At 72.2% G+C, this 20,777-nt stretch carries 16 protein-coding genes and 1 pseudogene; 11 read left to right on the top strand and 6 right to left on the bottom strand.

Annotated features, from left to right (window positions below; genetic code table 11):
* The first annotated feature begins 3 nt into the window (after window positions 1-3).
* The 6 genes from AB0M82_RS13555 to AB0M82_RS13530 all read left to right on the top strand — a co-directional run bounded on the left by AB0M82_RS13555 (window position 4) and on the right by AB0M82_RS13530 (window position 9,420).
* Window positions 4-2,967 carry an ATP-binding protein gene (locus AB0M82_RS13555; RefSeq protein ID WP_364721084.1) on the top strand — a complete coding sequence of 988 codons (2,964 nt, stop codon included), beginning with the start codon at window positions 4-6 and terminating at the stop codon, window positions 2,965-2,967.
* Complete coding sequence (locus AB0M82_RS13550; RefSeq protein ID WP_364721082.1) at window positions 2,964-5,033, top strand: magnesium transporter; 2,070 nt, start codon at window positions 2,964-2,966, stop codon at window positions 5,031-5,033. The genes AB0M82_RS13555 and AB0M82_RS13550 overlap by 4 nt, the downstream gene beginning before the upstream one ends.
* A 3-nt stretch (window positions 5,034-5,036) precedes the next feature.
* Window positions 5,037-5,636 carry a hypothetical protein gene (locus AB0M82_RS13545; RefSeq protein ID WP_364721080.1) on the top strand — a complete coding sequence of 200 codons (600 nt, stop codon included), beginning with the start codon at window positions 5,037-5,039 and terminating at the stop codon, window positions 5,634-5,636.
* A gap of 2 nt (window positions 5,637-5,638) precedes the next feature.
* Complete coding sequence (locus tag AB0M82_RS13540) at window positions 5,639-6,640, top strand: C40 family peptidase (protein WP_364721078.1); 1,002 nt, start codon at window positions 5,639-5,641, stop codon at window positions 6,638-6,640.
* Between the two features lie 121 nt (window positions 6,641-6,761).
* On the top strand, window positions 6,762-9,191 hold the full coding sequence (locus tag AB0M82_RS13535; protein WP_364721075.1) for a hypothetical protein: 2,430 nt from the start codon (window positions 6,762-6,764) through the stop codon (window positions 9,189-9,191).
* A 31-nt stretch (window positions 9,192-9,222) separates the two neighbouring features.
* Window positions 9,223-9,420, top strand: coding sequence for a hypothetical protein (locus tag AB0M82_RS13530; protein WP_364721072.1), 198 nt, complete (start codon window positions 9,223-9,225; stop codon window positions 9,418-9,420).
* Here AB0M82_RS13530 and AB0M82_RS13525 read toward each other — a convergent pair.
* Window positions 9,417-10,370: an AAA family ATPase gene (locus AB0M82_RS13525; protein ID WP_364721070.1), complete on the bottom strand. Its 954-nt coding sequence runs from the start codon at window positions 10,368-10,370 to the stop codon at window positions 9,417-9,419. The two genes, AB0M82_RS13530 and AB0M82_RS13525, sit on opposite strands and share 4 nt — an antisense overlap.
* Before the next feature lie 131 nt (window positions 10,371-10,501).
* Here AB0M82_RS13525 and AB0M82_RS13520 point away from each other — a divergent pair, with 131 nt between their 5' ends.
* Complete coding sequence (locus AB0M82_RS13520) at window positions 10,502-11,908, top strand: RNB domain-containing ribonuclease (RefSeq protein WP_364721441.1); 1,407 nt, start codon at window positions 10,502-10,504, stop codon at window positions 11,906-11,908.
* A complete protein-coding gene (locus tag AB0M82_RS13515) occupies window positions 11,905-12,684 on the top strand; it encodes a helical backbone metal receptor (protein WP_364721067.1) in 780 nt (259 codons plus the stop codon). Before AB0M82_RS13520 ends, AB0M82_RS13515 begins: the two co-directional genes overlap by 4 nt.
* Here the strand turns inward: AB0M82_RS13515 and AB0M82_RS13510 are convergent.
* Complete coding sequence (locus AB0M82_RS13510; protein WP_364721065.1) at window positions 12,617-12,949, bottom strand: hypothetical protein; 333 nt, start codon at window positions 12,947-12,949, stop codon at window positions 12,617-12,619. The two genes, AB0M82_RS13515 and AB0M82_RS13510, sit on opposite strands and share 68 nt — an antisense overlap.
* A 184-nt stretch (window positions 12,950-13,133) precedes the next feature.
* Here AB0M82_RS13510 and AB0M82_RS13505 point away from each other — a divergent pair.
* Window positions 13,134-13,262: pseudogene (locus AB0M82_RS13505) on the top strand (LuxR C-terminal-related transcriptional regulator); the annotation flags it as partial.
* Here AB0M82_RS13505 and AB0M82_RS13500 read toward each other — a convergent pair.
* Both AB0M82_RS13500 and gabT read right to left on the bottom strand, forming a co-directional pair.
* Window positions 13,259-14,686: an aldehyde dehydrogenase family protein gene (locus tag AB0M82_RS13500; RefSeq protein WP_364721063.1), complete on the bottom strand. Its 1,428-nt coding sequence runs from the start codon at window positions 14,684-14,686 to the stop codon at window positions 13,259-13,261. The pseudogene AB0M82_RS13505 and the gene AB0M82_RS13500 sit on opposite strands and share 4 nt — an antisense overlap.
* The gene (gene gabT, locus AB0M82_RS13495; protein WP_364721060.1) at window positions 14,683-16,038 is read right to left on the bottom strand and encodes a 4-aminobutyrate--2-oxoglutarate transaminase; all 1,356 of its coding nucleotides are present in this window, start codon (window positions 16,036-16,038) and stop codon (window positions 14,683-14,685) included. The genes AB0M82_RS13500 and gabT overlap by 4 nt, the downstream gene beginning before the upstream one ends.
* 106 nt (window positions 16,039-16,144) lie before the next feature.
* Here gabT and AB0M82_RS13490 point away from each other — a divergent pair, with 106 nt between their 5' ends.
* Window positions 16,145-17,599 carry a PucR family transcriptional regulator gene (locus AB0M82_RS13490; protein ID WP_364721057.1) on the top strand — a complete coding sequence of 485 codons (1,455 nt, stop codon included), beginning with the start codon at window positions 16,145-16,147 and terminating at the stop codon, window positions 17,597-17,599.
* Here the strand turns inward: AB0M82_RS13490 and AB0M82_RS13485 are convergent.
* Both AB0M82_RS13485 and AB0M82_RS13480 read right to left on the bottom strand, forming a co-directional pair.
* Window positions 17,596-18,297, bottom strand: coding sequence for a cache domain-containing protein (locus AB0M82_RS13485; protein ID WP_364721055.1), 702 nt, complete (start codon window positions 18,295-18,297; stop codon window positions 17,596-17,598). The genes AB0M82_RS13490 and AB0M82_RS13485 overlap by 4 nt on opposite strands.
* A 45-nt stretch (window positions 18,298-18,342) precedes the next feature.
* Entirely contained in the window at window positions 18,343-19,098 is a 756-nt protein-coding gene (locus AB0M82_RS13480; RefSeq protein WP_364721052.1) for an FCD domain-containing protein, read from the bottom strand.
* Window positions 19,099-19,204: 106 nt separating this feature from the next.
* Between AB0M82_RS13480 and AB0M82_RS13475 the strand changes: the two genes are divergently transcribed.
* Window positions 19,205-20,653 carry a gamma-aminobutyraldehyde dehydrogenase gene (locus AB0M82_RS13475; protein WP_364721049.1) on the top strand — a complete coding sequence of 483 codons (1,449 nt, stop codon included), beginning with the start codon at window positions 19,205-19,207 and terminating at the stop codon, window positions 20,651-20,653.
* Window positions 20,654-20,777: the final 124 nt, after the last annotated feature.

Here is a 20,777-nt window from a genome sequence, read left to right as displayed (position 1 = left end):
TCGTTGTTCGGTCGCGGCGGTAGCCGAGGAAAGCAGGGACGAGACGCACACTCGGGCGCGTGGCAACCGCCCGAGCAGGTCCGCGCGTCGCGAAACGGCTCGGGGAACAAGGCGCGCCTGCCCGGTGAGCAGGCGATTCCCGCGTATACCCCGTCGATCGCGGTGCGAAGCATCGACGGGCACCTGGTGCGCTCGGGCTACGAGGTCTACGCCTGGTACCGGCTCGCGCCGCAGCGCTGGTCGTTCCGTTCCGACTCGCAGCGCCGCGACCTCATCGCGGCCATCGCGGGCCAGTACGCCGAACTGCAGGGCCGCTGGCTCCACCTCCGCGTGACGAACCGGCCGTACCCGATCCGGATGTGGGCCGAGGCGCACGTCTACAACGCCCACAACCGCCCCGGCGACGTCCCGGGCGCGCTGTCGTTCGACGACTACCTGATCGGCGAGCAGCAGCAGCTGATGGGCCGTTCGATGGCCGAAAAAGAGGTCTATCTAGGCGTCCAGGTGCAGACCCGGCGGATGGTCGACCGCGCGGTCGAGCGGGCCGCGCCGGTCCTGCGCAAGATCCTGCCCGAGGCCGTCGACGCCGAGCTGGCCGCGCTGGACTCCGAGGTCGAGCACCTCGACCAGGTCATCGGCAGTGCCGGGCTGGAAGGCCGGCCGGCGCACGCCGAGGAGATGTCCTGGCTGATGCACCGCTCGTGCTCGCTGGGCCTGCCCGCGCCGCGGAACATGCCCGCCGTGCCGGGCGCGGCCTGGGAGCCCGAGGACCTGGCCAGCTTCACCGACGCCGCCGACTATTACGCCGACCCGTACGCGCCGACCGTGACCGTGCGCGGCCGCACCGGCTCCAACGCCGGCGTCTCGCGGCACCTGGCCGTCCTCACCGTCGGGCAGATGCACGGCCTGCAGATCCCCGAGGTCGACGACCCGTGGATCCAGCACGCCGACCGGCTGCCCGCCGCGGTCGAGGTGTCGGCGCGGATCTACGTGCGGCGCCCCGAAGAGGTCGCCAGCGAACTGCAGCGCCAGATGAACAAGGTGCGCTCGCAGGTCAAGCACTACACCGACGAGCACGAGCTGGAACCGCCGCAGTCGCTGTCGCGCCAGGCCGGACGGGTGCTGGAGATCGACGACGAGATGACGTCGGGCTTCACCGCGCTCGCCACCCGCGTGCGGTCCTGGTGGCGGCTGGCGGTGTCCGGACCGACCGAGCGTGACGCGCTGCGCCTGGCCCAGCAGCTGCTCGACCTGTACAAGCCGAAGATCGCCATCGAGCACCCCGAAGCCCAGTACGCGATGGCCAGGGAGTTCATCCCGGGCGAGCCGCTGGCCTCGGCGGCGTACATGCGCCGCGGCTCGGTGGTCTGGGCGTCCTCGGCGGTCCCGACGGCGACCGCGGAGGTCGGCGACCGCCGCGGCATCCTGCTCGGCGAGACGTGCACGGCGACCCGGCGCCCGGTGGCCTGGGACCCCTGGATGGCCCAGGAGATCCGCGACGGCTCCGGCCTGACCGCGATGGTCGCCGGCCTGGGTGGTGGTAAGTCGTTCCTCGGCGGTGGCATCGTCTACAAGACGCTGCGGGCCGGGGCGAACTGGACGGTCCTCGACCCGTCCGGCCCGCTGTCGCGGCTGTGCGACCTGCCGGAGCTGCGGCCGTACGCGCGGCCGATCAACCTGCTCAACGCCCAGCCGGGGATCTTGAACCCGTACCGGGTGGTCGCCGAGCCGCTCATCGAGCACTTCATGGACGAGGACGACCCCGAGCGTTCCTGGCGCCGGGAGAAGGCCCTCGCGGGCGCGACGCGGCGACGTCTCGTGCTGGACGTCCTGTCCGGTGTCCTGCCGTACGAGGTGTCGCGGATGGCGCAGACCCGGATCGTGCTGCTGCGCGCGGTTCGCGCCGTCGGCGGCCGCTTCGACGCGGATCCCGGGCAGGTGATCGACGCGCTGCGGCGGGATTCGAGCGAGCACCACGAGCACGCGTGCGTCGTCGCGGACTTCCTCGACGAGATGCGCGAGCGGATGGCGCTGCTCATCCCGGAGACCGACGCGGACCCGTACTCGGAGACCCGCGACGACCGGCTGACCGTGCTGACGATGGCGGGGCTGACCCTGCCGAAGGACGGCGTGCCGCGCGAGTACTGGACGGACGCGGAATCCCTCGGCGTCGAGATGCTGAACCTGGCGGCGTGGCTGACCCAGCGGTCGGTGTACGAGAAGCCGAAGGAGATGCGCAAGGGCGTCTGGATCGACGAGGCCTTCTTCCTGTCCGAGGTCCCGACCGGGCGCGTCCTGATGAACCGCTTCGCGCGTGACTCGCGGAAGTGGAACGTCCGGGTGCTGCTGTCCTCCCAGATCCCGGCGGACTTCCTGAAGATCCAGGGTTTCGTGACCCTGCTGGACTCGGTGTTCGTCGGCCGCCTCGACGACGACGACGCCCAAGCCGACGCGCTGCGCCTGCTGAAGGTCCCGGTGGGCGTGGGCTACGAGCAGGTCGTCGCGGCACTGGGCCGCCGCCCGGGCGCCCAGCGCGGCCTGGAGCGGGACCTGGAGCCCCGCCAGTTCATCTTCGGCGACGGCGCCGGCGGAGTCGAACGCATCCGCGTCGACTTCTCCGGCCCGCACCTGGAGCACCTCCGCGCGGTCATGGACACGACGCCGGGCTCGAAGGACGCGGCCAAGCCCCGCCCGGGCCACGAGCTGGCCCTGCCCGGCACGGAGGAGACGAAGCAGTACGTGGCAGCGCCTCCCGAGGACGACATCGAGCTGGAGCAGGACTTCGAGCTGGCGGCGGAACTGGAGGTCGGCCTGGCCGACGAGAACCTCCTCGGCGCCCCGGACCCCTTGGCGTCGGAGACGGGCGAAGTGGAGGGCGGGGTCCAACCACCGAACGGTGCGAACGGTCACGGCCAGCAGCACGCCCGGACGGGTGGAAAGGGCGGCACCGGCCGGGACGCCGCATGAACACCGTGCTGACTCTGGCGGTCCTGCTGACGTTGGCCGCCGGGTGGCACTCGCTCAAGCGGCGGATCAAGGAAGGTCCGCGGCCGGGGCGGCGCGCGCCGGGGCGCAAGGCGACGATGTTCGCCGTCATGCTCGTCCTCGGCCTGCAGGCGATCGCCACGGCACCGGCGGCGAGCGCGGCGGCCTGCGGTGAGGCGCCGAACCCGGAACGCCCCGGCGCGGGCATGGTCGGCGCGATCGATCCCGCCGAAGGCCACGGCGAGGCGGGCAGCGCGTACGTCGACTACAGCTACGCCGGGTTCGTCTGGAACACCTTCGAGACGGACTGTTCCTCGCTGAGCCTGACGCCTGCGGGCTCCACTTTGGACACCTGGGGCGGCAACCAGCTGTTCAACCTGGGCAAGAACATCGTCGGCGCGACGAACTCGCTGCACTACACCGTGCTCGAGGGCGGCCTGCTCAACCCGCTCTACAGCGCGGTGAAGTCGGGCGCGGAGAAGGTCTACAACAACATCTACGCCCAGCTGTTCGGGCTGGTCGCGCTGATCCTGTCGATCATGATGTTCCGCAACATCTGGCGCGGCGACCTCGCCTCGGTCAGCAAACGCGCGCTCTACGCCCTGGCCGGGGTCTGGCTCGCGGCGTCGTCGCTGGCGATGCTGCGGTACTTCGATCCGATCGACAAAGCGATCGTCCAGACCACGACGAACATCCAGGCCGGGTTCGTCGACGAATCCGACGACCGCGTCATCCGGCACGTGCTGCCGACGAGCCTGCACAACGAGATCGTCTACAAGAACTGGGTGCGCGGGGAGTTCGGCTCGCCGACCGCACCGCAGGCCGACCAGTTCGGCCGTCCGCTGCTGGACGCGCAGGCGTTCACGTGGGCACAGCTGCGCAACGGCGACGACGGCAACCAGTCCGTCATCGACGGCAAGAAGAACGCCTTCAAGGACATCTCCACCAAGCTCGGCCCCGCCACCGGCTACTTCACCGGCGAAGCCGGCGGCCGCACCGGTGCCGGCTTCCTCTCGCTCGGCCAAGCCCTCGTCTACTCGCTCTTCCAGCTCCTGGCGAAAGCGTCAGTGCTGCTGGCCCAGGTCCTCATCCGCCTCTTCGCGCTCACCGCGCCGCTGATCGGGCTCGTCGCGCTGCTGCACCCGGAGATCCTGCGCCGCGTGCTCAAGGTCGCCGGCGGTGTCGCGTTCAACCTCGTCGTGCTCTCGGTGCTCGCGGGGGTGCACGCCCTGCTGCTGCAGGCGATCTTCGCCGCCGGCAGCTCGCTGAACATGCTCACGCAGATGGTCCTCGCCGGGCTGATCACCGTGCTGCTGTTCATGGTCGGGCGCCCGGTGCGGCGGTTGTGGCAGATGGTCGAGATGTCGGTCAGCATGGTCGGCGCCGCGGTGCCGTCGCCGGGCGGCGGGATCTTCTCCCGGTTCCGGCGCCACCAGAACGGCCCGACTCCGCAGGACGAGTTCTGGCAGAACGTGCGCGACACCGACGACGTCGTCGACGGCGAGCAGCGTGGGCCGATGGGCGCCACCGTCGGCGGGGGGCGGTTCCGGCCGGAGGCCACGATCTTCGCCAACGCCCAGCGCCTCGACAGCGGCTCGGGCGCGTCCCGGCCGGCCGCCGCCTGGTCCGGTGCCTGGCCAGGGGCCATCAACGGCGCCCCGGCCGGCGCGCTTCCCGCGGGCCGCCGCCCCGGCTCCCCGGTGTACGGCCAGTACAACCCCGTCAACGGCGATCCGGGCGAGTACGTCGTCGTCGGCTCCGGCGGGCGTCCGACGCTCCGGGGCGAGGAGAGCCGCCGCGTCGACACCTCCCCGGTGGCCGACCGGCGCTGGAGCGACGAGCCCGAGCCCGTCGTCGTGCCGTCCGACCTGCGCACGCCCGAGTCCGGCTCCAGCGACGCGCCTCGGACGCCGGGCGTGCGGGCGCAGCCACGCCGTGTCGACCCCGAAGTCGTCGCGGGCAAGCCGGTCTTCGTGCTGTACCGGCCGTCGCGGGGCATCGAGGTCCGTGAAGAACCCCGTGAGACCGACCAAGTGATGGGGCGGTGACCGATGCCGATCCGCACCAACCGCGGCCGCACCGCGGTCTACCGCCGGCTGTGGGGCTGGCCGCTGCGCTCGCCCCGCCACCTGATGGGGACGCTGGTGTTCCTGGCGATCCTGGTCACCGCGCTCGGCATCTTGCTGCCGAAGGTGGTCGGCAAACCGCAGGCCAAGGCGGCGGCGCCCCCCGGGACCACCACGTCCGCCCACGCGACGCCCCCCGGCGTCGCGGCGCCGGTGCCGACGTCGAACCTGCCGACGCGCCTCTCCGCGCCGCTGGTGACCCCGACGTCGGCGGCGCCGAACAACGACGCGATCCGCGTCGCCAAGGAATGGGCCGCGGCCTGGGTGAACCACCCGGCCGGCATCACCTCCGAGCAGTGGCTGGCCAACCTGAAGCCGTTCACCACCGAGGAGTACCTGCCGGTGATGTCGTCGGTGGACCCGGCGAACATCCCGGCGACGAAGGTCACCGGTGAGCCACAGGTCGGCACGTCCTACACCAGCTCGGTGCAGCTGACGATCCCGACCGACGGGCCGAAGCTCAGCATCACGGTCGTGAACACCAACGCCGGCTGGCGGGTCGCCGACTACGACCAGGCGAGCTGACCGTGCGGCGACTGGGGTTGTGGCTGGGACTGATCGTGTTCGTCGCGATCGGCGCCCTGATCGTGACGGCCGTCGCCGCGAAGGTCGTCGTCGACAGCCGGCAGGCGCAGGCCAGGGGCGTCTCGCTGATGAGCTGCGACGCCTCGGTCGGGCCGACGCAGCCCGGCCAGGGCGACCGCGGCACGGTCGACGCGTCGAAGCTGGACGACGAGCAGCGCGGGATCGTCGCGCTGATCGTCACGGTCGGCAAGCAGCGGTCGCTGGCGCCGCGCGCCTGGCAGGTCGCGATCCAGGCCGGGATGACCGAGTCGGGGCTGCACAACCTGACCTACGGCGACCGCGACTCCCAGGGCATCTTCCAGATGCGCCCGTCGATGGGCTGGGGCTCGATCTCGGATGTCACCAACCCGCAGTACGCGGTCAACAAGTTCTACGACGTGCTGCTCGCGGTGCCGGACTGGGAGAACAAGCGCCCGGGCGACGCCGCGCAGGCCGTCGAGCGCTCGGGCTTCCCGGACCGGTACCACAAGTGGGAGCCGATGGCGGCGACGCTGGTGGAGGACGTCGGCGAGGTCGCCGACGTCGTCGCCTGCGGCACCGGCATGGGCGAGCTGCTGCCGCCGAGCCAGGCGGCCGGGAAGGCGATCAGTTTCGCGCTGGGCGAGCAGGGCAAGCCGTATGTGTGGGGCGCCACGGGCCCGAATTCGTACGACTGTTCGGGGCTGATGCTGCGGGCGTACGAGGCCGCCGGGATCATCCTGCCGCGCGTCTCCCGCGACCAGTACCACGCCGGCGCGTTCCTGCCGGTGCGCGACGCGCAGCCCGGTGACCTGCTGTTCCTCGCCAACGATCCGTCGGACCCGAACACCATCCACCACGTGATGATGTACCTCGGCGACGGCAAGATCGTCGAGGCGCAGCAGACCGGCGTCCCGGTGCACACGCGGGCCTTCTCCTTCGACGAGCGTGAAGTGGTGCCGCAGGCGGTCCGCCCCGGCGTTTAGCATGGGTGAGTGCCCTTGACACGAACAGGGGTCGAAGGATTCGGCCGAAAGCGGAACCGATTCACCCGACGTCGCGGCGCTTCCACGAGCAGGTGGCCGCGTACTGGCAGAGGATGAGCACGTGGGACGGAAATTCGGCAGGCGAGGCAAGTCCGGTGCGGGCGAGCCCCAGGACCCGGCGGCGCTGTTCGGCGCGCCCCAGGCGCCCCGGCAGCCGGCTCGTCCCGCGTCCAGCACCCCACTCGCCGACCAGCTGGGCCAGGGCTACCCGGGCGTGGACGCGGGGTACGTCGTGGTGCCGCGGTCGCTGGCCGAGGGGATGTCGTTGCCGTGGCAGCAGCAGATGGCGGCGCTGCTGGCGCAGTTCCACGCGGAGCACGCGTCGCTGGCGTGGCCGATCTACCGGGTGGTGCCCTCGCGCTACGAGAAGCTGGCTGACCTCGACGAGGAACAGCTCGCGGAGGCGGGCTACCTGGTGGAGATGGACGCCGACGGCGAGATGGTCTACCGCGAGCGCAGTGGCCGCAAGGTCGAGGACCCGCTGAACACGACGGTGCTGGTGTCGTGCCTGGACCCGATCCCGAGGGCGGCGGGCCGCCCGGCACCGCCGCCCCCCGGAGCGGGGGCGCCGCCGGGCCAGGCGCCGGCGCCCATGAACATCGGCCCGGCCCCGGTGTGGCGGACGACGCCGCACCCGCCCCCGGCCCAGTCGGTCCCGGGGACGCCGGAGCAGCACGTGCCCGGGGGGTATGAGGAGCCGCGATCGCCGGGGTGGGGACGTCCTGACGACGCCGCCTCGGCGCCGAGCCCGGGGTGGAGCCGGGCGGAGGAGGCAGTCCCGCCGGGGACGTGGGGTCGCCAGGGTCCGGCTTCGGCTATGCCGGTCGCGCACCCGGCCGCCGAACCGGTCGCTGCGCCGAGCACTTCCGCTTCGCCGGCTGTTTCGCCGACTGCTTCGTCGGGTGCCGAGCCGACGGAGCTTGAGTGGTCGGTGGCGGCTGAAGCGGACCTGCCGGGGCCGGTGAAGGCCCCGCAGCAGCCAGAGTCGCCACAGTCGGCCGCGTGGCACGCGGCTCCGGAGCCGGTCGCCGAAGCCCCGCGTGAGGTGGCTGAAGCTGAACCGGTCGCATCGGAGGTCTCCGATGAGGCAGATCACTCGCCGCAGCCGGTGACCGAAGCGGCGGTTGCGTCTGAGGTGGCTCGGCCGGAGGAATCTGCTCCGGAGGCGGAAGCTGAGGTGGCTCGGCCGGAGGCGTCTGCGCCGGACACGGAAGCCGCGGTGACTGGGCCAGATGCGCCGGTGGCGGGGGTGGAACCCGAGATCCCGCAGGAGGAGGCTGGCCCGCGCGAGCCTGCGTCTGCGGCGTCCACAGTCGAACCGCCGGCCCCCGAGGGAGAATCACTCGCCGCCGAGGAGCCGCCCGCCGCCGAGTTGTTGCCGACCGAGGTAGTCGAGCCGGAGATTTCCGGCACGGAACCGCCTGCCGCAGAAGCTCCGACGGCGTCTCCTGAGCCTGCGGTCCGGCCCGAGTCCGCGGCTTCGCCGTCAGTCGAGAACCCGCCTCAGGCGGAGGAAACTGCGACTCAGGCTGCGCCGTCGGATGCGGCCGAGTCCGAGGTGGCCGCGGCGACGCCGGCCGAGGACAAGCCGATCCACCCGGTGGCGCCTGATTTCCAGCCGGGGCCGCCCACCGTGCCGCAGCCGGTGCAGTCCGCCATTTCGCCGCCGCAAGCGCCCGTTGCCACCCCGCCACCTCAGCTGCCTGCCGTGGCGCCGGAGCCCGTCTCTCCGCAGGCGCAACCGCCTGCCGCCGGCTCGAATTTGCCGAGGCCACCCTGGGGGCCCGCTGACCCCGCGGCTCCCCGCTTCAGTCCGCCTGCCGGTACGGCACCGGGCACCGGCCAGGTTCCGAGCACCAGCCCAGCACCCGGCCCGGCTGTTGCACCGGGCCCGGCCGCGGGCGTCGGGCCCGGCTCGAACCAGGTTTCTGGCCCCGCCCAGGGCGCCGGCCAGTCTCCGGGCGTCAGCCCGGCACCGGGCTCGGCCGCCGGTGCTGAACCCGGCTCCAATCAGGTTTCTGGCCCCGTCCACGGCGCTAGCCCAGCATCCGGCCCGGCCGCGGGCGTCGGGCCCGGCTCCAACCAGGCCCCTGGCCCCGCCCAGGGCACCAACCCAGCGCCAAGCCCCGGCCCGGCCCCGAACCCCGCCCCCCAGGCCAACCCCGCCCCCCGGGCCAAGCCGGTCTTCCCCGGTCCGGAATCGACACCCCAGCCCTTCCCGGCCCGCCACACCGCCCCGGCCAGGCCCGTCTTCCCGGGCCCCGGAACCATGCCGCCCGTCCCGCCGGCGCCCAACGCCCACCCCGTGTTCCCCGGCCGGGACACGCCCCTGCCTCAGCCCTCCGGTCGCTCCGAGGCCGATACCCCGCCACGAGGCACCGCCCGTGGCTGGTTCGACGAGTTCACCGACCAACCCAAAGAGCCCGAAGAACCCCAGGACTTCGGCCCGACCGGGCAGCCGACCGAGATCCCGTACCGGTACAAGCGCTGACAGCCGGGCCGTCGGGTGTCAGGCTTGAGTCATGTCCAAAGACCCGAACCCGGACCCGGGGTGGTACTACAACACCCGCACCCACAAGGTCGAGCACCTCGAACGCGGCCGCAGCGTCGACCTGCTGGGCCCGTACCCGGATGAGGCCACCGCCCGCCGGGCGCTCGACATCGCCAAGGAACGCACCCGGCAGGCCGACGCGGCCGATGCCGGCTGGAACGACGACTAAGCCGACTCGACCGGCAACTGCGGCCCCAGCACGAACTCCGGGTCGACCTGGTCCGCCAGGTCGGCGCCGGCCCATGCCCGGGCGTTGCGCAGGTGGAACTCGACGGCCTGACGCTGGTAGCGCGTCCAGTCGCGCTGCTCCGCGTCGACCGTCGCCCGCATCGCGCGCAGCGTCTCCAGGTTGTGCGGTTCCAGCTCGGTGATCGGCCGGGCCGCGCCGCGCTCCGCCGCGCGTACGTGCCGCGAAGCCGACATCCACCCGAGCAACGCCGAGCCGACCTGCTCCCGCAGGAACTCGCCGTCGTCGGTGTCGGTGACCTTGTTGCCGACCACGACGAGCCGCACGCCGAAGTCGCGCGCGTAGTCCGCGTACTGCCGGTAGACGCCGATGCTGCGCACCGTCGGTTCGCAGACCAGGAACGTCACGTCGAACCGCGTGAACAGCCCGGACGCGAACGCGTCGGCGCCCGCGGTCATGTCCATCACGACGTACTCGCCGTCCACGTCGACCAGGTGGTTCAGCAGCAGCTCCGCCGCGCCGACCTTCGAGTGGTAGCACTTGACGCCGAGGTCGTCCTCGTCGAACTGGCCCGTGACGCCGAGCCGCACGCCGCCCAGCTGCCGGAAGCAGGTGGAAAAGACCGGATTGTCCTCGAACGGCCGGACCAGCCGCGAACCGCGCCCCGGCGGCGTCGTCTTGATCATCGACGCGGCGTCGGGGATCCGCGGGTTGTCGCCGCGCAGGTACTCCTTGATCAGGGCCATGTTGTCGCCGAGCGTCGGCCACGCCAGCGCCTCCTCCTCGGTCGCGCCGAGCGCCACCGCGAGGTGCTGGTTGATGTCGGCGTCGATGGCCAGCACCGGCTTGCCGGCGTCGGCGAGGTACGCGACGAACAGCGACGACAGCGTCGTCTTGCCGCTGCCGCCCTTGCCGACGAACGCGATCTTCACTTGTCGGAGCCCTTCCTGGGAATGAAGACGGTTTTCATTATTGCCAAGGTCAACGTACACCCGACCGGCCCGCGCCCGATCGGGCGATCTCCGGGCCCCGTCGGGGTTAGGGTTGAGGGGTGCCTCCCCTCGTGATCAGGACACACTCGGCAGGCGGGGACTTCGGCCCCCTGCGTGCCGAGTTTTCGCTGCCGGAGTCCTTCGGGCCCGCGGTGCTGGCCGAAGCGGAGGCCGCGGTGCTCGATCCGCTGGCCTCGGCGGGTCCCCGGGAGGACGCGACGGACCTGCCGCTCGTCACCATCGACCCGCCCGGGTCCAAGGACCTCGATCAGGCGATGGTCGTCGAGCGGACCGCGCGCGGCTTCCGCGTGCACTACGCGATCGCCGACCTGGCCTCGTTCGTCCCGCCCGGCGGCGCGCTCGACCGGGAGTCGCGCCTGCGCGGGCAGACGCTCTACCTGCCCGACGGGAACGTCCCGCTGCACCCGCCGGTGCTCTCCGAAGGCGCGGCGAGCCTGCTGCCCGGCGAGATCCGGCCCGCGGTGCTCTGGACCATCGAGACCGACGACGCGGGTGAGCCGACGGCCATCCGGGTGCGCCGCGCGCTGGTCCGGTCCACCGAGCAGTTCGACTACGAGACGGTGCAGGCCGCGCTCGACGCCGGCCACCCGCACCCCTCGGTGGCCGCGCTGCCCGAGCTGGGCCGGCGCCGCCGCGAGCTGGCCGTGCGCCGCGGCGCCGTCGAGCTGCAGCTGCCGGAGCAGGAGATCAGCGGCGACCCGGACGGCGGCTGGGTCCTCGCCCGCCGGCCGCGCACGGCCGTCGACGCCTGGAACGCCGAGATCTCGCTGCTCACCGGGATGGCCGCGGCGCGGATCATGATCGACGCGCGGGTCGGCGTCCTGCGCACGTTGCCCGACCCGGAGCCCGAAGCCGTCGACTGGCTGCGCCGTTCGGCCGACGCGCTCGGCATCGCCTGGGCGCCCGAGGAGACCGTTTCGGAGTTCTTGGCCAAACTGGACCCCGGCCAGCCGGCGTCGATGGCGCTCTACGCCGACACGACGCGGCTGCTGCGCGGCGCGGGCTACACCGCGTTCGACGGCGAGCTGCCCGCGTTGACCACGCACGCGGGCATCGGCGGCGCGTACGCGCACGTCACGGCGCCGATCCGGCGGCTGGTGGACCGGTTCGCCACGGAGATCTGCCTCGCCGTGTCGGCCGGCCGCGAGCCGCCGGCGTGGGCGCGGGCGGCGCTGGCGGACGTCCCGGAGCGGATGAGCGCGTCGGACACCCTCGCCGCGAAGGTCGAGCGTGCGTGCATCGACCAGGTCGAAGCGTGGGTGCTGGCCGAGCACGTCGGCGGCGAGTTCAGCGCGGTCGTGCTGCGGGCCGACGAGAACAAGGCGGAGATCCTGGTCGAGGACCCGACGGTGATGGCGAAGTGCGCGGGGGAGAAGCTGACCGCCGGTGAACGGATCGGGGTCCGGCTGACCGCCGTGGACGTCGAGAAGCGAAAGGTGTCGTTCGAACGCGCATGAGGACTTCGGAACTCGTGGACGACCTGGGCGAGACGGTCCCGATCGAGGGACCGGTGGCCCGGGTGGTGTCGCTGGTGCCGTCCCTGACCGAAGCGGTCGAGGTGAGCGCGCCCGGACGGCTCGCCGGCGCCACCGACTACTGCACTCATCCGTCCACTTTGGAAGTGCCACGGGTGGGTGGGTCGAAGTACCCGGATCTCGACCGCGTGCTGGACCTGGCGCCGGACCTGGTGCTGGCCAACTCCGAAGAGAACCGCCCGGAGGACGTGCAAGGCCTGCGCGCCAACGGGATCCCGGTCTGGGTGATGGCCGCGGCGGCGTCCGTTCCGGCCGCGCTGGGGTCGCTGCGGCGCCTGTTGACCCAGGCGTACGAACTGGAGGAGCCGGACTGGCTGGTCGAAGCCGAAGAGGTCTGGCGGGAAGTCCGGCCGGTGCGGTTCCACGCGGTGGTCCCGGTGTGGCGCAAGCCGTGGATCGTCCTGGGCCGCGACACCTTCGCCGGTGACGTCCTGCGCCGGGTCGGCGTGGCGAACGTCTACGCGGGGGACACCGAGCGCTACCCGCGGCCGGACGTCGAAGAGCTGCGGGCCCACCTGAGCGCGGACGCGGACCTGCTGGTGCTGCCGGACGAGCCGTACGTCTTCACCGACGACGACGGCCCGGACCACTTCCCGGACGCGCGGTACGTCCTGGTCTCGGGCCGCCACCTCACCTGGTACGGGCCTTCGCTGGTCGACGCGCACGCCGCGCTGACGACCGCGCTCGCGGGGTTGTGAAGTCGAACCCCCGGGCCACAGCGGCGCGGATGCCGTCGGCGACTTCGGCCGGGCGGATGGGCTCGGTGGGCAGATGTAGCCAGTTGTCCGGCCGCGGCCGCCCGGTGTCGACGACCAGGGTGGCGCCGGGCCGGTCGGCGAGTTCGACGGCGTAGGTCATGGTCCCGCCGATCGCCTGCCCGTAGGTCGGCTTGCGGCGCACGGTCCACCGGTATTCGACGCCGTCGACGGTGAGGGGCCGGGAACTCTTGCGCGGCAAACTCACGTGCCCTTCCTGTCGTCGGCCACGAACCTACGCCGTGGCCGGTCGTGCGGCGAGCGGTTTGACGACCGCGCTCGGTGGTCTCTGGTCCTCAAGAGGGAGACGTGGAATCGCTCTCACCGGCGATCCGCTCCGCGGCGCGGAAAACCATGATCGAAGGCAGCACCGCAACCACCGAGGAGCCTAGCTGGTGGTCAGCGAGCACACGGTGAAGACGCACGTCAGCAACCTGCTGAGCAAGCTCGGGCTGCGAGACCGGGTCCAGGCGGTGATCGTCGCCTACGAAACCGGCCTCGCGGTCCCGGGCCTGCTCTAGAGCGTCAGTCCGGTGAGGACCGTGACGCGCTCCTCGGTGAAGTCCGCCATCGCCGACGCCGGGCCCTCGCGGCCCATCCCGGAGTCCTTCACCCCGCCGTACGGCATCTGGTCGGCCCGGAAGCTCGGCACGTCGCCCACCAGCACCCCGCCGACCTTCAGCGAAGCCGAGACCTCGAACGCCGTCGGCAGGTCACGGGTGAAGACGCCCGCCTGCAGCCCGAACCGCGACGCGTTGATCCGCGCCACCCCGTCGGCCACCGAGGCCACCCGGACCAGCGAGACCACCGGCCCGAAGACCTCCTCGACCAGCACGGACGCGTCCCCGGGCACGTCCGCCAGCACCGTCGGCTCCACCGTGGCGCCCGAACGCCCGCCGCCGGTCAGCAAGCGGGCACCGGACGAGACCGCCGACGAAATCCACGACGAAACCCGGGCCGCGGCGTCCTCGTCGATCAGCGGGCCGACGTCGACGCCCTCGGCGCGCGGGTCGCCCGTGCGGAGTGCGCGCACCTCCTCCAGAACCTTCTCCTGCAACGCGTCGAACACCTGGGAGTGCGCGTAGACCCGCTGCACCGAGATGCACGACTGCCCGGCCTGGTACATCGCGAAGGTGGCGATGCGCCGCGCCGCGAAATCGAGGTCCGTCCAATCCGGACAGACGAGCACCGCGCCGTTCCCGCCCAGCTCCAAGGCCACGTGCTTGCGCGGCACGCGGTCGCGGATGGCCCAGCCGACCGGGACCGAGCCGGTGAACGACACCACGGGCAGCCGCGGGTCCTCGACCAGCCGTGACGACGTCTCGTTGTCCACCGGCAGGATCGACCACGAGCCAGCCGGGAGATCCGTTCCGGCCAGGATTTCCCCGAGTACCAACGCCGTCAGCGGCGTCGCGGGCGCGGGCTTGAGCACGATCGGCGCGCCGACCGCGATCGCCGGGGCCACCTTGTGCGCCACCAGGTTCAGCGGGAAGTTGAACGGCGTGATGCCCAGCACCGGGCCGCGGGGCACCCGCCGCACCAGCGCGAGCCGGCCGGTGCCGCCGGGGTCGGTGTCGAGCCGCTGCAGCTCGCCGGAGAACCGGCGGGCTTCCTCGGCGGCCCAGCGGAACGTCGACACCGCGCGGCCGACCTCGCCGCGCGCCCACTTCAGCGGCTTGCCCGACTCGGCCGTGATGAGCTGCGCGATCTCTTCGGACCGCTCACCCAAAGCCCGGGACACGTGGTCCAAGGCGCCGGCGCGGACGTGCGCGGGCAGCGTCGCGAACTCGTCGGCGACGTCGTGCGCGGCCTGGACCGCCGTCTCGACGTCCGAAGGGGAGGGGACGAAGTGGGAACCGGCCGGCGAGCCGTCGAACGGATGGTGGACGAAAGCCGTCGGGCCGCCGGTCACCGGCTTCCCGGCGACCCAGAAGGGGAAAGTCACGAGCGGGCCTCCGTGCGGACAGCGTGTTCGAGGACCGAAAGGCCCTCGTCGAGCAGGTCGTCGGACAGGGACAGCGGCGGCAGCAGCCGGACGACGTTGCCGTAGGTGCCGCAGGTCAGCACCACGACGCCGGCCCGGTGGCAGGCCGCCGCGACGCGCTTGGTGAGATCCGCGTCCGGCTCGGTGGTACCCGGTCGCACGAACTCCGCCGCCAGCATCGCGCCGCGCCCACGGACGTCGCCGATCGCGCCCGTTTCCGAAGCCAGCGCGCGCAGTCGCGGCAAGACGACACCTTCGATGCGTTTCGCCGACGCAGCCAGGTTTTCGGCCTTCATCGTCGCGATCGAGCCGAGCGCGGCGGCGCAGGCGATCGGGTTGCCGCCGTAGGTGCCACCCAGGCCGCCTGGCGCCACCGCATCCAGGAGTTCGGCGCGGCCGGTGACCGCCGCGAGGGGGAGTCCGCCCGCGATGCCCTTGGCCGTCGCGATCAGGTCCGGCACGACGTCCTCGTCGGTGCACGCGAACCACGAACCGGTGCGGCAGAAGCCGGTCTGCACCTCGTCGGCGACGAACACGACGCCGTTTCCGGTGCACCAGCGGGAAAGCGCGGGCAGGAAGCCGGGCGCGGGCTCGATGAACCCGCCCTCGCCCTGGATCGGCTCCAGCACGACGGCCGCGACCTGGTCGCCGCCGATCTGCTTCTCGATCCGGTCGATCGCCAGCGCGGCCGCTTCGGGACCGGACAGCCCGTCCCGGTACGGGTACGAGCCCGGCACCCGGTAGACCTCGGGCGCGAACGGGCCGAAGCCGTGTTTGTAGGGCACCGACTTCGCGGTCATGCCCATGGTGAGGTTGGTGCGGCCGTGGTAGGCGTGGTCGAACACGACGACGGCCTGGCGCCCGGTTGCCGCGCGGGCGATCTTCACGGCGTTCTCGACGGCTTCGGCGCCGGAGTTGAGCAGCACCGACTTCTTCGCGTGGCCGCCCGGCGTCAGCTCGGCCAGCGCCTCGCAGACCTCGACGTACCCCTCGTACGGCGTGACCATGAAACAGGTGTGGGTGAACGAGCCCGCCTGCTCGCGGACGCGGTCCACCACCGCCGGCGCGGAGTGCCCGACGTTGGTCACCGCGATGCCGGAGCCGAAGTCGATCAGCGCGTTGCCGTCGGCGTCGGTGAGCAGGCCGCCACGGGCGGAGGTGACGTAGACGGGCAGCACCGAGCCGACCGCGGCGGCGACCGCGTGCACACGGCGTTCCTGCAGCTCGCGCGAGACAGGGCCGGGGATCTCGGTGCGCAGCCTGCGCTGCCGGGGCGCCGGGGCCTGCGGCCCGGCGGTGGTGCTTGCGGTCACGGCGTGCTCCTGCGGAAGCGGCGGGGTGGACGTCCTCAGGATGGGTCCGCGCGCGACGGCCGTCAGCTGGCCGAACTGGCGAATTCCGGGCGTAGAATATGCCGTTATGGCACTGACGCTGGCCGGACTGACCGCCGACCGCCCGCTCGGGCTCCGGGTGCTGACCGGCGACGACCTCCTGGATCGGCCCATCGGCTGGGTCCACCCGACGGAGCTGACCGACCCGCAGGCCTTCCTGGAAGGCGGCGAACTGCTGCTCACCACCGGCCTGGCCCTCGACGAAGAGACGTCGCCGGCCTACGTGCGCCGGCTGGTCGAGGCCGGTGTCGCCGGGCTCGGCTTCGGTGTCGGGCTGAGCCACGACGAGGTGCCCCACGCGCTCGTGTCGACGGCGGCTTCGGTGGGGTTTCCGGTCCTGGAGGTGCCGCGCGAGACGCCGTTCATCGCGATCACCCGCGCGGTCTCGCGGGCGGTGGCGGCCGACGAGTACGCGACGACGGTCCGGATCGGCCGCGCCCAGCAGGAGCTGACCCGCACGGCGGTCGGCAAGGGCGGCCCGCCGGGCGTGTTGCGGAAGCTGGCGAAGCTGGTCGACGGCTGGGTGCTGCTCTTCGACCGCACCACCGTCACCGAAGCCGCTCCGGCGAGCGCACGTGCGTACGGCGCTTCACTGCGCGAAGAGCTGGAGCGGCTTCGGACCGGCACGCGGGCCTTCTCGCTCGACGGCGAAGAGGTCGTGCTGCAGACGCTCGACACCAGCGCGCGCCGGGTGCTGGCGGTGGGGACCGCGGCACCGCTCGACACGGCGGCGCGGCACATCGTCAACACGGCGGTGTCGGTGCTTTCCCTGGCGCTGGAACAGGATCGCGCGCAGGCCGCGGCGCGGCAGGCCCTGCGGTCGGGGCTGCTGGAGCTGCTCGTCGGTGGCCAGGGCGAGCTGGCGTCGCGGGTGCTGACCACTTCCGGTGGCGAGGCTCCGGACGCGCCGTGGTCGGTGCTGGTGTTCGCCGGGACGCCTGCTTCACGGCGCAAGCTCTTGGCAGCCTTGGAAGGCGAGCCGGTGTTCGCGGCACGGTGGGGCGCGTCGGTCGTCGCCTTCGGTTCGGGCACGGTGGTCGACATCGTGGCGGCGGCGGCACTCCACATCGGTGGCCTCTACGGCGGCGTCGCTGGGCCGGTGTCCGCGGCGGATTTCGCCGCCGGGCTGGAGCAGGCGGAACTGGCGGCCCAGGTCGCCGAGGCCGAGGACAAGATCCTGGTGTCGGCGGCCGAGCACACCGGCCGCGGCCTGCTGTCCCTCATCGATCCCGTGGTGGCGCAAGCGTTTGCCCACGGCGCACTGGCCCCGCTGCGCGAGCACGACGCGACGGGTCGCGGCGACCTGGAGTCGTCGCTGCGCTGCTGGCTGGAACACCACGGCCACTGGGACGTCGCGGCGGCGAGGCTGGGCGTCCACCGGCACACGCTCCGCAACCGCATCACCAAGGTCGCGGAACTCCTCGGCCGCGACCTCGACTCCCCCGGCGTCCGCGCGGAACTCTGGGTGGCGCTCCAGGCTTAGAGCGCCAGCACGATCGGCGAGTCGCCGCAGCGGCGCAGGGCCGGCCCCGGCTCGGCGCCGGACGTCCACCAGGCCGGGACGTCGGCCTCCCGCACCAGCGACCCCGTCGGCTGCCGGACGCTGTTGGACACGATCACCCGCCCCTGGGCGTTGAGCAGCGCCGCCCCGCGCCCCAGGGATCGCAGCCGGGGACGCACCGCGCGCTCGAACTCGCGCACGAACACATCGGCACCGACCACGCCCGCGAAGGACCCGGCGAGGAACACCGGGATCGTGAACGTCAGCGTGTACTCGTCGGTGCACAGGTAATCCACGTACGGGCCGTTGATGTGCCGCCGCCCGGTGTCGCGCGGGACCGTGAACCACGACTGGCGCGTGTAGTCCAGGAAGTTCTCGCTGCCCGGATCAAGGCTGATGAACAGCTGGGACGGCGGCGAACCCGCCGACCACCACTCGAAGCCGAACTCCGAGTCGGTGAGCACGTGGGGCGCGCTGACGAACCCCGCGCCGACGATCAGGCCGCCGAGTACCTCGGTGACCTGCGGCCGGATGCGGTGCAGCGCCGCGGCCGCCGGAGCGTCGGCCAGCACCGCCTCGGCCGCTGCCAGCAGGGGCTTCAACCGCTCGAAAACCCCTTCCACCAACGCGGAAACCTGCTCGACGACCTCGTCGCCGGCCAGCGTGCGGGTGTCGTTCACAGTGCTCACCTCGATGCGCGGGTTGGAGCGGAGCCACGGGCCGGATCAGTGGCCATCGGCAGAGTACGGGGCGAGCAGGTCGAGGTGCACGTCCGCGAGCCGGTCGAGTGCGCCGAGGACGTGTTCTTCGGTGAGCTTGCGGGCCAGGTCGCCGTCCGCGCCGGCGATCGCGGCGGTGATCGCCGCGTGCTCCTCGTGCGGATGTGTCCCGTGCGGGCCGAGCGACAGCCACAGCAGCCCGCCGAGCTCGCTCTGCAGGTGGACCTCTTCGTGGGTGAGCCGCGGCGACTGCGCGGCCGCCGCGACCTCCAGGTGGAACTGCCGCTCGGCCCGCGTGAAGTCGATGCCGTGCGCCGTGCGGAGGTCGCCGGTGGCCAGCCGCAGCCGCGCGACGTCCTCGGGTGAGCTGCGTTCGGCGGCGAGCTTGGCGGCGGCCCCGGCGATCGCGAGGTAGTGGTCGCCGACGTCGCGCAGGTCGGACAGGGACACTTCGCGCAGCCGCTCGCGCCAGGCGTCCGAGGGCGGGTTGGCCGGCGCGCGGACGAAGCTGCCGCCGCTGCGCCCTCGCCGGGTCTCGACCAGGCCTTGGTGCCGAAGGGCCACCAGAGCTTCCCGGACCGTCACGGTCGAGACGCCGAACTGCGCGGCCAGGTCGGCTTCGCTGGGTAGCTGCTCCTCGTCGGCGAGCAGGCCGAGCGTGATGGCGTCGACCAGCCGCGCCGCCACCGCTTCCGCCCGCCCGACCTGGCCGAGCGGCGCGAACATGGCGGATCGCGCGCTGTGCGACATGCCCTGGCGCATCGTGCCCCTCCGGCCGGTACCCGTTCGCACCAATCTTGCCTCATGCTCTTGTCATATTACATATGGGGTCATATGTTTTAGCTCCCGCCAGCACCGAGGAGTCACCGTGTCTTCTACCTGCCCACCCACCCCGCCGCAGGAGCTGAAGCACTACGTCGGCGGCGCGTACGTCGAATCCAAGCCGGGCCGGACGGCGGAGATCGTCGATCCCGCGACCGGGCGCCCCTACTGCACCGCCCCGATCGCCGGGCCCGAGGACGTCGACAACGCGCTCACCGTGGCCGCGACCGCGTTCGAGAGTTGGCGCGCGACGACGCCCGCCCAGCGCCAGCTCGCGCTGCTCAAGCTCGCCGACGCCCTGGAAGCCCGCGCCGACGAGGTCGTCCGCGTCGAGTCCGCGAACACCGGCAAGCCGATCGCGCTGACCATGGCCGAGGAAATCCCGATGGTTCTCGACCAGGTCCGGTTCTTCGCCGGGGCCGCGCGGGTGCTCGAAGGCCGCGCCGCGGGCGAATACATGGAGGGGCACACGTCGTTCGTCCGACGTGAGCCCGTCGGGGTCTGTGCGCAGGTCACGCCGTGGAACTACCCGCTGCTGATGGCCATCTGGAAGATCGCGCCCGCTCTCGCCGCCGGCAACACCGTGGTGCTCAAGCCGTCCGACACGACTCCGGCGTCGACGCTGCTGCTCGCCGAGATCGCCGGCGAGTTCTTCCCGCCCGGCGTCTTCAACGTGATCTGCGGCGACCGCGACACCGGTCGTGCGCTGGTCGAGCACGACATCCCGGCGATGGTGTCGATCACCGGCTCGGTCCGGGCGGGCATCGAAGTGGCCAGGTCCGCCGCCGTCGACGTCAAGCGCGTGCACCTGGAACTCGGCGGCAAAGCGCCGGTCATCGTCTTCGCCGACGCCGATCTCGAAGCCGCCGCCGAGGCCATCGCCGTCGCGGGTTACTTCAACGCCGGCCAGGACTGCACGGCCGCCACCCGCGTCCTGGTCGCCGACGAGGTGCACGACACCTTCGTCGCCGCGCTCACCCGGCAGGCCGAAGCGACGAAGACCGGTAAGCCGGACGACGAAGACGTCGCGTACGGCCCGCTGAACAACCTGGCTCAGCTGGAGAAGGTCGGCGGGTTCGTCGACCGGCTCCCGGACCACGCGACCGTCCACTGTGGAGGACACCGGGTCGGTGACGAAGGCTACTTCTACGAGGCCACCGTGGTCTCCGGGGTCCGCCAGGACGACGAGATCAGCCAGAACGAGATCTTCGGCCCGGTCATCACCGTCCAGCGGTTCGGCGACGAAGCCGAAGCGCTGGCCGCCGCGAACGGCGTCCAGTACGCCCTCGCGTCGTCGGTCTGGACCCGCGACCACCAGCGCGCGATGCGCCTCGCCGCGAAGCTCGACTTCGGCTGCGTCTGGATCAACACGCACATCCCGCTGGTCGCCGAGATGCCGCACGGCGGGTTCAAGAAGTCCGGCTACGGCAAGGACCTCTCGCTGTACGGCCTCGAGGACTACACCCGCGTCAAGCACGTGATGAGCGCACTCTGAGGCTGGCGATGCCCAACCGATCACCCACCGGGACGCGTGAGGACCCCGCGCCGCCGAGCGATACCGCGCGGCCCGCGCTCCGGCTTTCCGGGCTGCGCGAGCACTGTCGGGAGACACGGCCTCG

Origin of the sequence: Amycolatopsis sp. NPDC051128 (assembly GCF_040682715.1) — a bacterium.
Classification (GTDB): domain Bacteria; phylum Actinomycetota; class Actinomycetes; order Mycobacteriales; family Pseudonocardiaceae; genus Amycolatopsis.
This window is presented reverse-complemented; position numbering and strand designations above follow the sequence as displayed.